This is a genomic window from Pseudomonas sp. J380, from assembly GCF_009827115.1.
Lineage (GTDB): Bacteria > Pseudomonadota > Gammaproteobacteria > Pseudomonadales > Pseudomonadaceae > Aquipseudomonas > Aquipseudomonas paracarnis.
Genome location: NZ_CP043060.1, coordinates 500,204 through 511,006 on the forward strand (window position 1 = coordinate 500,204; position 10,803 = coordinate 511,006).

The 10,803-nt window shown below is 62.1% G+C and carries 11 protein-coding genes and 1 pseudogene; 6 read left to right on the forward strand and 6 right to left on the reverse strand.

All coding sequences use genetic code 11. The features are described 5' to 3' along the window. Position 1 precedes the first annotated feature (1 nt). Together FXO12_RS02530 and FXO12_RS02535 are read left to right on the forward strand one after the other, a co-directional pair. The gene (locus FXO12_RS02530) at positions 2-1,120 is read left to right on the forward strand and encodes a carboxylate-amine ligase (protein ID WP_057974890.1); all 1,119 of its coding nucleotides are present in this window, start codon (positions 2-4) and stop codon (positions 1,118-1,120) included. Between the two features lie 84 nt (positions 1,121-1,204). Continuing rightward, on the forward strand, positions 1,205-2,449 hold the full coding sequence (locus FXO12_RS02535; RefSeq protein ID WP_057974889.1) for a zinc-dependent alcohol dehydrogenase: 1,245 nt from the start codon (positions 1,205-1,207) through the stop codon (positions 2,447-2,449). 206 nt (positions 2,450-2,655) lie between these two features. Here the strand turns inward: FXO12_RS02535 and FXO12_RS02540 are convergent, their stop codons facing one another. Next, positions 2,656-3,087: a hypothetical protein gene (locus FXO12_RS02540; protein WP_054917143.1), complete on the reverse strand. Its 432-nt coding sequence runs from the start codon at positions 3,085-3,087 to the stop codon at positions 2,656-2,658. Positions 3,088-3,179: 92 nt separating this feature from the next. Further along, positions 3,180-3,968: a helix-turn-helix domain-containing protein gene (locus FXO12_RS02545; protein WP_032896737.1), complete on the reverse strand. Its 789-nt coding sequence runs from the start codon at positions 3,966-3,968 to the stop codon at positions 3,180-3,182. 85 nt (positions 3,969-4,053) lie between these two features. On the opposite strand from FXO12_RS02545, the gene FXO12_RS02550 reads away from it, so the two are divergent. The 4 genes from FXO12_RS02550 to FXO12_RS02565 all read left to right on the forward strand — a co-directional run bounded on the left by FXO12_RS02550 (position 4,054) and on the right by FXO12_RS02565 (position 7,385). Next, on the forward strand, positions 4,054-5,052 hold the full coding sequence (locus FXO12_RS02550; RefSeq protein ID WP_034127750.1) for a bile acid:sodium symporter family protein: 999 nt from the start codon (positions 4,054-4,056) through the stop codon (positions 5,050-5,052). A gap of 87 nt (positions 5,053-5,139) precedes the next feature. Further along, positions 5,140-5,502, forward strand: coding sequence for a type 1 fimbrial protein (locus FXO12_RS02555; RefSeq protein WP_034127749.1), 363 nt, complete (start codon positions 5,140-5,142; stop codon positions 5,500-5,502). Positions 5,503-5,614: 112 nt separating this feature from the next. Continuing rightward, positions 5,615-6,802, forward strand: a complete 1,188-nt coding sequence (locus FXO12_RS02560) for a sugar transporter (RefSeq protein ID WP_054917142.1) — start codon at positions 5,615-5,617, stop codon at positions 6,800-6,802. Between the two features lie 22 nt (positions 6,803-6,824). Further along, a complete protein-coding gene (locus FXO12_RS02565) occupies positions 6,825-7,385 on the forward strand; it encodes a hypothetical protein (RefSeq protein ID WP_054898764.1) in 561 nt (186 codons plus the stop codon). Positions 7,386-7,449: 64 nt separating this feature from the next. Here FXO12_RS02565 and FXO12_RS02570 read toward each other — a convergent pair whose 3' ends face one another. From FXO12_RS02570 to FXO12_RS02585, 4 genes and pseudogenes are all read right to left on the reverse strand, one after another. After that, a complete protein-coding gene (locus FXO12_RS02570) occupies positions 7,450-7,707 on the reverse strand; it encodes a hypothetical protein (protein WP_054917309.1) in 258 nt (85 codons plus the stop codon). A 365-nt stretch (positions 7,708-8,072) separates the two neighbouring features. Beyond that, positions 8,073-9,272: an NAD(P)/FAD-dependent oxidoreductase gene (locus FXO12_RS02575; protein WP_057974888.1), complete on the reverse strand. Its 1,200-nt coding sequence runs from the start codon at positions 9,270-9,272 to the stop codon at positions 8,073-8,075. A 111-nt stretch (positions 9,273-9,383) separates the two neighbouring features. Then, positions 9,384-10,379 (reverse strand): GlxA family transcriptional regulator, encoded by a 996-nt coding sequence (locus FXO12_RS02580; protein ID WP_034127747.1) that lies wholly within the window; start codon positions 10,377-10,379, stop codon positions 9,384-9,386. A 62-nt stretch (positions 10,380-10,441) separates the two neighbouring features. Then, positions 10,442-10,600, reverse strand: a pseudogene (locus FXO12_RS02585) (transaldolase family protein); the annotation flags it as partial. Positions 10,601-10,803 lie beyond the last annotated feature (203 nt).

The following is a 10,803-nucleotide window of genomic DNA, read 5'->3' on the forward strand; positions in this document are numbered from 1 at the left end:
GATGCTCACCTTTGGCATTGAAGAGGAATACTTCATCACCGACCTGCACAGCCGCCAGATGGTCGGCGAGCCCTCGGCGGCAGTGCTGGCGGCCTGTCGCGAAGCGATTGGCGCGGGCTTCTCGTTTGAGATGTTCCAGGGCCAGATCGAGGCGGCCTCTCCGGTGTTCACCTCCAGCGCCGAAGCGGCGGACTACTTCCGGGCAGTGCGCGGCAACCTGGCGCAATCCCTGGCTGAGTTCGGCCTCGGTGTGGTGTGCGCCGGCAGCCACCCCCTGGCCGATTGGCGTGGGCAGCGGCCAACCGATCAGGCGCATTTCCGGCACCTGTTCGACGATATTCAATATGTAGCGCGGCGCAGTGTGTTGTGCGGGCTGCATGTGCATGTGCAGGTGCCGCACACGCTGGACCGTATCGCGGTGATGAACCAGGTGTCGCCGTGGTTGCCGTTGTTGCTGCTGCTCAGTTGCTCGTCCCCCTTCTGGGACGGCGCGCCCAGCGGCTTCATGAGCTACCGCCAGGCCGCGTGCGACGAATGGCCCCGTATGGGCGTGCCGGAACACTTCAGCGATTGGGCCGAGTACCAGCGCTACCTGGTCATGTTGCAGCGCATCGGCGCGATCAAGGCCGATGGCAATGGCTGGTGGGGCATCCGCCCCGCGGCGCGTTACCCCACCCTGGAACTTCGCATGACCGACGCCTGCCCACGGCTGGCGGACGCCTTGGCCCTCGCCACGCTGTTTCGGGTAATGGTTACCCATGCCTGCGCGATGCAGCGCCCTGGCGCCAGATTCAATGCCGAGGCGCGCTGGCTGCTCAAGGAAAATCGCTGGCAGGCCAAACGTTATGGTGCCGCCGGCACGTTCGCGTTAGACGACGCAGGCACCCTGGGCAGCGCTGAGCAATGGCTGCAGTGCGCCCGGCAGACCTTTGCCGCCACCGCAGAGGCCATGGGCGAGCCGCTGCTGTTCGATACCCTGCAGGCACTGCTGCGACGCGGCAACAGCGCGGCCGAGCAGTTGCGCTGGGAGGCCCAGGCCCAGGCGAGCGGCGCCGATGCGCTTGCCAGCTTGCGCCAGGTAGTCGACCTGCTGTTGGCCCAGACTCGCGGCGACCATTGATCGGGTCTTGAACGAGGTTGATGGAACACTGATGGTGTTGCTCCGCCCTTAATCAGTAACCCCTCAACGGCAGGAGCGCAGAGCATGCGAGCGATGACTTACCAGGGCGCACACAAGGTGCAGGTGGATACCGTGCCCGATCCGATCATTGAACAACCCGACGACATCATTCTGCGGGTCACCGCCACCGCGATCTGTGGCTCGGACCTGCACCTGTACCGGGGCAAGATCCCGACCGTGGAGCACGGCGATATCTTCGGCCATGAGTTCATGGGCATCGTCGAAGAAACCGGCCCGGCCGTCACCGCCGTGCAACGCGGCGACCGTGTGGTGATTCCGTTCGTGATTGCCTGTGGCGATTGCTTTTTCTGCCAGCTCCAGCAATTCGCCGCCTGCGAAACCACCAACGATGGGCGCGGCGCGATCCTGAATAAAAAATCCATCCCACCGGGTGCCGCGCTGTTTGGCTACAGCCGCCTGTATGGCGGTATTCCCGGCGGCCAGGCGGAGTGGGTGCGGGTGCCCAAGGCCAATACCGGGCCGTTCAAGGTGCCCGGCACCCTGGCGGATGAGAAGGTGCTGTTCCTCTCCGATATCCTGCCCACCGCTTGGCAGGCAGTGACCAACGCTGGCATCGGCAAAGGCTCCAGCGTGGCCATCTATGGCGCCGGGCCCGTAGGCCTGCTCAGTGCGGCCTGCGCGCAGATGCTGGGTGCCGAGCAGATCTTCATGGTCGACGACCATCCGTATCGTTTGGCCTATGCGCAAAAAATGTACGGCGTGATCCCGATCAACTTCGAAGAAGACGAAGACCCGGCGGACACCATCATCCGCCAGACCGCCGGTATGCGCGGCGTCGATGGTGTGGTGGACGCGGTGGGCTTCGAGGCCAAGGGCAGCACCACGGAAACCCTGCTCACCGCGCTCAAGATCGAGGGCAGCAGCGGCAAGGCGCTGCGCCAGTGCATCGCCGCCGTACGTCGCGGTGGTGTGGTCAGCGTCGCCGGGGTGTATGCCGGGTTTATCCATGGCTTCATGTTTGGCGATGCCTTCGACAAAGGCCTGACCTTCAAGATGGGCCAGACCCATGTGCAGCGGTTCTTACTGGAGTTGTTGGAGCACATCGAGCTAGGGCATCTGCACCCGGAAGCGATCATCACTCACAGGCTGCCCCTGGAGCAGGCGGCGCGGGGGTATGAGCTGTTTGATAAAGCCGAGGAGGAATGCCGCAAGGTGATCCTGCTGCCGGGTGGGAGCGACCGGCCGCTGACCGAGCCGCTGGACGAACTGACCCCTGACTTGCGCGTGCAAAGCGTTCCCGGTTTCTAGGCCAATAACCGGAAAAATGTGGGAGCTGGTTTGCCTGCTATAGCGGTGGTTCAGTTGAATATTCAGTGACTGACACGCCGCCTTCGCGGGCAAGCCCGCTCCCACAGGGGATCTGCGCCGGACGCTGATTTTGTGGGCGATGCATGACCAATGTGGGAGCTGGTTCTTCTTTGCTTCGACAGTGGTGTTTCCCACATTAACCGGTGTCAGGCTGCGGCTTGCGGCTGGATGCGCAATTCACCTTCGACATCTTTGACCAACCCGCTGGCGACAAACAGCGGCGCCAGGCGTTTGTGCCACTGTGGCTCGACAAACTCCTTGACCGTATCCAGCGCCAACGTACCACTGAGCGGCAGCTCGGCCTTGGTGTACGACAACCATGCCTTCTTCAACGCCATCAATACATCACTGCCCGCCGTCGAAGCGAAGCGACGGTGCAGGGGCTTGGCGTCGAAGGTGAAGGTGTGTTGGAACTCATAGCCGCTTTCATCGCCGCCGTTGGCCGTGCAGCGCACGCAGGTGCAAGGGCCGTCGCCGAAGGCGCTGCGCAGGTAGGCGTTGAAGTCCACCACGGGCTTGAGTGACAGGCGCTTATCAACCTCGAACAGGTCCCCGGTCATTTTTTCGTCAGTGTTCAACGTCCATTTCCTCGCAGTCGGTTGCTGTGTTTCAAAGCGCGGCACAATACCAGCCGAGCGTGGGTTTGGGGATTATTTGCGTCGTGGGAGGGTCAGCGGAAGAACTCACCGGGGGTGGAATCGAACTGCTGACGAAATGCATTGATAAAGGCTGAGGTCGATTCATAGCCACACCCCAATGCCACATCCGTCACCCGCTCGCCTTGTTCCAGGGCGGGCAGGGCGCTCAACAGGCGCAGGCGCTGGCGCCACGCGCGGAATGTCAGCCCGGTGTCACTCAGGAACACCCGGCTGAGGGTCTTTTCGCTGACCCCCAGTTTGCGGCTCCACTCGCCCAAGGTGGTCTGCTGCTCGGGGTGCAGGTTCAGGCTGCGGTAGATCTGTCGCAGCCGTGGGTCGTGAGGCAGCGGCAACATCAAATCCACCTGGGGTGCGGCGGCGAGCTGATCGAGCAGTACCTGAGCCAGGCGCCCGTCCGGCCCGTCCTCGGTATATTCCACCGGCAATTGGCTGAAGTTGCGGATCAGCTCGCGTAGCAAACTGCTCACCTCCAGCACCTGGCAACGCTCGGCGGCCCACGCGGTGACGCTGCAATCGAGGTACAAGCTGCGCATCTCCGTATGGGGCGAACTGAACACACGATGGGGCATGCCGGCCGGAATCCATACGGCGCGCTGCGGTGGCGCGACGAAACGACCGACGCTGGTCTGGATCTCCAGCACCCCGGAAATCGCGTAGGACAACTGCACCCACGGGTGGCTGTGGCGTCGTGTCAGCGCCCGGTTGGGCAAGGATTCAGTACGCCCGTACACCGGCCTCGGCAGGCTGGAAAGCCCAGGTACACTGCGGCGCACGGCTTTTTCATGTCCTTTAGGCGGCATTTACTGGCTCATTGGCGTTAGTCGGTAACAGGTGGTTACGTTAGAGTCGTCGCGACGCTCTTGGCAACCCCTGGATGAATTGCTTATGACCCGGCCCCGGTTTCTCCCCGACAACTTCACCCTCACCCTGATCGCAACGGTGATCCTCGCCTCACTGCTGCCCGCCAGCGGCCAGACCGCCGTGGCGTTCGGCTGGGTCACCAACCTGGCCATCGCGCTGCTGTTTTTCCTGCACGGCGCCAAGCTGTCGCGCAAGGCCATCGTCGCCGGTGCCGGCCACTGGCGTTTGCATTTGCTGGTGTTCAGCCTGACCTTCGTACTGTTTCCGTTGCTGGGCCTGGCGCTCAAGCCAGTGCTGTCGCCGTTGATCGGCAACGAGCTGTACATGGGCATGCTCTACCTCTGCGCCTTGCCGGCCACTGTGCAATCGGCGATTGCCTTTACCTCCCTGGCCCGCGGCAATATCCCGGCGGCCATCTGCAGCGCGGCGGCGTCCAGCCTGTTCGGCATCTTCCTGACGCCGCTGCTGGTAGCGCTGCTGCTCAACGTGCATGGGGATGGCGGCTCCACAGTCGATGCGATTGTCAAAATCAGCGTGCAGTTGTTGCTGCCGTTCATTGCCGGGCAAGTCGCCAGCCGCTGGATTGGGGGCTGGGTCGGGCGTAACAAAGCCTGGCTGAAATTCGTCGATCAGGGCTCGATTCTGTTGGTGGTCTACGGCGCCTTCAGCGAGGCGGTCAATGAGGGCATCTGGCACCAGATCCCGCTGTGGGAATTGGGCGGGTTGGTGGTGGCCTGCTGCGTGTTGCTGGCCCTGGTGTTGGTGGCGTCGACGCTGCTGGGCAAGGCGTTTGGTTTTAACCAGGAAGACCGCATCACCATCCTGTTCTGCGGCTCGAAGAAAAGCCTGGCGACCGGCGTGCCGATGGCGCAGGTGCTGTTTGCCGGGGCGAGCATGGGGGTGTTGATTTTGCCGTTGATGCTGTTTCACCAGATCCAGTTGATGGTCTGCGCGGCGTTGGCCCAACGCTATGCCCAGCGGCCGGAGAGCATTCCTGAATTGATGGGGCAGGTAGATCCGTGATGCACCTCTCATTCGCGGGTAAATAAGCTCAAGTTAACCGGCGTGCCGACGACTTACTTCTTAACTAACCCAAGAAGGAGTGTCGGCATGAACGTTCGTCGTGTTGCGGTAATGACTGGCCTCCTGGGCCTGTGGGCAAGTACCTGCGGCGCCGCCCAGACCGTGGGGCAGGGCACCATCAGGTTCAGCGGCGCGATTGTCGAGTCAGGGTGTGCGACAAATGCGCGCAGCGGCTCGGTAATGGAACTGCGCGGTTGCGCCCAATCCAGTCGTGGCAGCCGAATCGAGGTGCGCAGTGTCGCGCCGGTGGTCAGCGTCGACGCACCCCATGTGCGGCTGGTAGCGGACACCGGCGAGGGGCGCTATTACGATCAGCGGTACGTGCTGGTAGACCGCGCCGGCAAGCTGATTCAGTCGGGCAATTACGTGATTACCATGACCTCGCCATAAACCCTGGGGCGACGATCCGCAGCAACAGCGGTGCGAGAAACCTATAGAATGCTCGGCGGCGGCGCTTGTCCTGGGTGGCCGCTTGATCACTGTCAGAGTACCGCGCCCGTCAATGAGCCTTTCAGCCGCAACCCCCCAAGCCAATTGGCAACCGGTCATCGCCCTCGCGCTGGCCGCGTTTGTGTTCAATACCACCGAATTCGTCCCCGTCGGGCTGCTCAGCGCCATTGGTGCCAGCTTTGACATGCCCGTGGCCAGCGTCGGCCTGATGCTCACCATCTACGCGTGGATTGTGTCGCTGACCTCGCTGCCGGTGATGCTGCTGACCCGCAACGTCGAACGGCGAAAATTGTTGATTGTGCTGTTCGGTCTGTTTATCGCCAGCCATATTCTCTCCAGCGTGGCCACCAGCTTCGGCTTGCTGATGGTCAGTCGGGTCGGCATTGCCCTGGCCCATGCGTTGTTCTGGTCGATCACGGCTTCGCTGGCTGTACGCCTGGCGCCAGAGGGCAAGCAGGTGCAGGCCCTTGGTTTGCTGGCCACCGGCACGTCCCTGGCGATGGTACTGGGCATTCCGTTGGGCCGTCTGTTGGGCGAGGCCATGGGCTGGCGTACCACCTTTCTGGTGATCGCCGCCTTCGCCGCCGCCCTTGTGTTCTGGCTGGCGCGCACCTTGCCGCTGCTGCCCAGCCAGAACTCCGGCTCCCTGCGCAGCCTGCCGTTGCTGTTCAAGCGCCCGGCGCTGGTGGCGCTCTATGTGCTGACCGCAATGACTGTCACTGCGCAATTCACCGCCTACAGCTACATCGAACCCTTCGTCGAAGGCGTCGCCGGCCTGGGCGGCAGTGCCGTGACCCTGATCCTGCTGGTGTTCGGTGGTGCTGGCATCATCGGCTCGTTGTTGTTCAGCCTGGTTCATCGCTTCAACCCCCACCTGTTCGTGATCGGCGCAGTGTCTATCCTCGCCGCGTGCCTGGCGCTGATGCTGCCGTTGAGCGGCGCCGAGTCTTACCTGGTGGGGCTGAGCATTTTCTGGGGCATGGCGATCATGGGGTTTGGCCTGGCCATGCAGTCCAAGGTGCTGGTGCTGGCACCGGATGCCACGGATGTGGCCATGGCGATGTTTTCCGGGATCTACAACATTGGCATCGGCGGCGGCGCGTTGATGGGCAGTTGGGTGGGCAGCCACTTCGGCTTCGCCTGGATCGGCGCGGCGGGCGGTTTGTTGGCGGGGCTGGCGTTGGTGGGGTATTGCCTGGCGATTCGGCGGTTTGGGCAGGGTGTGCCGCTTAATAAATGAATTTCACAGGGATTGGTGATTGATGAAGTACTTGATCGTTGCATGTGTTCTGTTAGGGCTCAGTGGTTGCGTTACCAACCAGTTGCACTTCGCGGCGTACTCGACGGAGGCCGAGTTGGCGGCAATCAAAAGTAGTGTTGTACAGGCCGACATCGTGCAAGTGACTGGCGCTGAAAAGTGTACGCGCTGCAAGGAGTCGAGCAAGCTTGTTTGGCATGCTGCTAATTACAATGTCGGCCTTTACGAGGGGTTCGCCAACGTTCCTGTTGACGACTGGACCGACTTCACCAAGCGTGCGGTGGGCGTTTCTCCCTCTTCGACACTCAAAACCAGCGTCGAGATCGACAGAGTCTTCGTCAAGACTTGGAACTCTCCTGACTATTACGCCTGTGAGGTTAGCCTGACGGTGGATATCGCCGGCACGAAATATGCCGGGCATTCCCGGCTCAAGTTGAAGCAGGCGGGGCAAAGCTTGATAGGTGACAAGCTTGCTGCCCTTAACGCGAAGGTATTGGATACTGTAGGCCTGACCGTTAAAGCAGCATATATGAATGCTTTGGCCAACTATCACAAGGTACGCTGAATAAATGCGGCTTTGCTGATTTGCTGAGTTTATAGAGGGCGACCGTAAGGTCGCCTGTTTTCGGTTACGACATCCTTGCCCTTAGCCTACGCCCGATCACATCCAGTAAATCGCAGCCGTCCCGCAATGGAATACTCAACAGCGACGCGAAGTCCTGCAGCACCACGGTATCGCTGCTGATTTCATCGCGAAGTGCCAGGTTTTCCAGAACTTGAGTGACTGCCCGAATACGAAAAACTGCTGCGTCATGCAAAGCATCAAGCGGCGCCTGAGTATCGATTAGCAGTGTAGGTATGGTGCAATCGGGGCCCGTTATGGGCATATACCGATCAGATGAGGTCATGGTTCTTGCTCCTATATCTAAGTGAGCCGTCACCTTCTGCCGCCAAGCAGAATTAGGGTGGCGGATTACGCAAGGTTGGCGGACCGGGGATATAGGACCCGGCACTTCCGAAGAAGTCCCTGCGCAACCCGCCATTGCACGAAATCACGGGCGCAAAAAAAGCGCCTGCAATCGTGTTGGGGGCGCCGTTGCGCCTATATCTGGTCGGACCGCCAAGTCCAATCGCAGCACTTGCTGCGAGTTGAAAGAGTAGCCTGCGCGATGCTCCATCGCAACCGGGAAGTGGATGACATCAAAAAAATGGATCGTTCACATCCTGTCATTGTAGTGAGCAACGCGAAGTTCTACGCCACCGGGATCAACGGATCCGCCGCCGCCAACGCCACCTTTCTATCCGCTGCCGGTGGGTAGATCCACACGCTATTGATCTGCTGTTTGAGTTCCTTGGCTTCCTGGCCCACCAGCTTGAGCTGACGGTCCCAGCCTTCGGTGTACACCGCGCCCCAGGCGCCGAGGTCGAGGCAGGTCACGTATTTGGGTTGGCTGTAGGCCATGGGGGCCACGCCGATCAGATCGGCGGCGACGTTGTTGCCGGCGTAGCGGCCCAGCGCGATGGCGTGCTGGCAGGACATGGCAGCGAAGTTGCCCAGCGCGTCTGTGGCGGCGTAGGCCACGTCGCCAGCGGCGAAGATGGCAGCCTGGCCCTTGACCTTGAGGTGGGCGTCCACGTGCAGGCGGCCCTGGGGATCGCGGGTGCCCTCAATCTGTTCGGTCAGCGGGTTGGCGCGAAAGCCGATGGTCCAGATCACGGTGCTCGATTCAATCCGCTGCCCATCTGCCAGGGTCACGCCACCGGCATCCACCGAGGCGACCGAGGTGTTCAGTACCCATTCAAGCCCCAGTGCCTGGCTGGCTTCGATGATCGATGGGCGTATGCCATCGCCCATCGACGCGGCAATCTGCGGCCCGCGGTCGACCACGATCACACGGATGTTGGCCGTCTCACCCAGTGCCGCACGCAGGCGCGCCGGCATTTCGGTGGCGGTCTCGATACCGGTGAAGCCGCCGCCGGCCACCACCACGGTATTGCGGGCCGGGGTGTCGGGCAGGTTTTTCAGGGCGTTGATATGGGCTTCAAGGTGCGCGGCGTCTTCGATCTGATCCACATCGAACACATGCTCGATGCCGTCCATGCCGGGGCGGTTCAAGCGGCTGCCGGCGGCCACTACCAGGCGATCGTAGGCGAGGGTGGCCGGGATGCCGGCCGCGTTGCGGTAGGTCACTTGCTTATTAGTGGCGTCGATGCTGTCGGCGGCGCCTTGCACAAAGGTCACGCCCACAGCGTCGAACAGCGCATCAAGCGGAGCCAGCATGGTATGTACATCGGGCTCGTAGAACCGCGGGCGGATACGCAGCTCCGCTTGGGGGGCGAGCAGGCTGATGCGCACATCGTTGCGGTCGTGTTTATCCAGTAGCCGAGCCGCGCTCAAGGCGCTCCACACGCCACCGAACCCGGCGCCAATGATCAGAATGTGTTGTTTCATGGGGTTGCTCCAGAGACCAGATAAGCCGCAAGGCATTGCCGGATCACTGTAAAAGCAGCAGGGTCTGTCCGAAAGGACATATAACCCTGGATGACTGCCACCTCTGCCGGCCTAGCGGGAAAAGCGCTCGCGGTAGTCGCGCGGTGAGATGGCCAGGTGGCGGTGGAAGGTGCAGCGCATGCGTTCCTCATCGCCAAACCCGCAAAGCCCGGCGATCTGGTCGATGCTGCGCTGGGAGTCTTCGAGCATGCGGCGCGCCGCTTCCATGCGAAACAGTTCGATGGCCTTGGCCGGGGTGCGACCGGTTTTTTGCTTATAGACCCGGGCAAAGTTGCGTGGGCTCATATGGCTCTGCGCGGCCAGGCGCTCGACGCTGAGGTCGCTGTCGCGCAGGTTGTCGCTGATCCACGCATGCAGCGCATCAAAGCTGGCGCTGTCGGCGGTTTGCGCTTGCAGCACCTGGCTGAACTGCGCCTGGCCACCGGGGCGCTTGAGGAACACCACCAATTCGCGTGCCACTTGCAGCGCCACTTCGCGCCCGCAGTCAGCCTCCACCAGCGCGAGCGCCAGGTCGATCCCGGCGCTGACGCCCGCCGAGGTCCACACCTGGCCTTGCTGCACGAAGATCGCGTCCACGTCCACCTCGATGCTCGGGAAACGTTGCTTGAGCAGCTCGCACATGGCCCAATGCGTTGCCGCGCGGCGCCCCTCCAGCAAGCCCGCCAGCGCCAGCAAAAACGTGCCGCTGCACACCGAGGCGGTCCGTCGCGCCTGGCCGGAGGCGTTGCGCAACCAGTCCACCAGCGCGGTATTTTCCAGCATGGCTTGCTCAATGGCCGGCGCGCCGGGTACCACCAGGGTGTCGATGGCAGCGGGGTCAAACTGTGCCAAGGCGACGGTGTCGACGCTCAAGCCCTCGGCGGTCGGCATCAGCCCGCCCGCCAGGCTGGCGTTGTGCAACACATAACCTTGCAAACCGCGCTCGGCCATGGCCTTGGTCGCGGCCCAGAACACCGTCTGGGCGCCAGTCAGGTCGAGCAAGCCCATGTGCGGGTAGGTCAGGAACACCAACGTGCGTGGTTGGGCCAAAGCAGAGAGTGCAGTCATGCGCAGGCCAGCAGCTTTTCCAGTTTTTCCTGATCCCGCGCAAACTGTCGGATCCCTTCGGCACGCAATCGCTCGGCGTATTCCGGGATGGCGCAGGCCTTGAGCAGCAGCGACGGGTTGGTGGTGGCGCCCACGGGCCCCAGGCGGCTGATGGCTTCCAGATTGCCGCTGTCGCAGACCACGGTGGTGAATGGCTTGAGTTGTTCAAGTTTGGACGTCATCGCCGCGTTCTCCGGAAAAGGGCACGGCGCTGTTTTACCATGTCCCGCGCACCTTGTTTACCCTGAGGCTGTCAGCTCCGGGCCGCCTTGGCATCCACAGAGAGGGGTAACCGCCAGAGTCCGGCGGAACCCTTCAGCCGGGCACTTGTCCCCGCTTCCCATGTCACCCCCCAGCCCACAGATACCTTAATTTTCCAAGCCTG

Excerpts from the sequence above, each read along its gene's own strand:
- FXO12_RS02555 (WP_034127749.1), top strand. The coding sequence starts at position 5,140 with ATGAACGTTCGTCGTGTTGCGGTAATGACTGGCCTCCTGGGCCTGTGG.
- FXO12_RS02550 (WP_034127750.1), top strand. The coding sequence starts at position 4,054 with ATGACCCGGCCCCGGTTTCTCCCCGACAACTTCACCCTCACCCTGATC.
- FXO12_RS02535 (WP_057974889.1), top strand. The coding sequence starts at position 1,205 with ATGCGAGCGATGACTTACCAGGGCGCACACAAGGTGCAGGTGGATACC.
- FXO12_RS02545 (WP_032896737.1), bottom strand. The coding sequence starts at position 3,968 with ATGCCGCCTAAAGGACATGAAAAAGCCGTGCGCCGCAGTGTACCTGGG.
- FXO12_RS02570 (WP_054917309.1), bottom strand. The coding sequence starts at position 7,707 with ATGCCCATAACGGGCCCCGATTGCACCATACCTACACTGCTAATCGAT.
- FXO12_RS02580 (WP_034127747.1), bottom strand. The coding sequence starts at position 10,379 with ATGACTGCACTCTCTGCTTTGGCCCAACCACGCACGTTGGTGTTCCTG.
- FXO12_RS02575 (WP_057974888.1), bottom strand. The coding sequence starts at position 9,272 with ATGAAACAACACATTCTGATCATTGGCGCCGGGTTCGGTGGCGTGTGG.
- FXO12_RS02530 (WP_057974890.1), top strand. The coding sequence starts at position 2 with ATGCTCACCTTTGGCATTGAAGAGGAATACTTCATCACCGACCTGCAC.
- FXO12_RS02560 (WP_054917142.1), top strand. The coding sequence starts at position 5,615 with ATGAGCCTTTCAGCCGCAACCCCCCAAGCCAATTGGCAACCGGTCATC.
- FXO12_RS02565 (WP_054898764.1), top strand. The coding sequence starts at position 6,825 with ATGAAGTACTTGATCGTTGCATGTGTTCTGTTAGGGCTCAGTGGTTGC.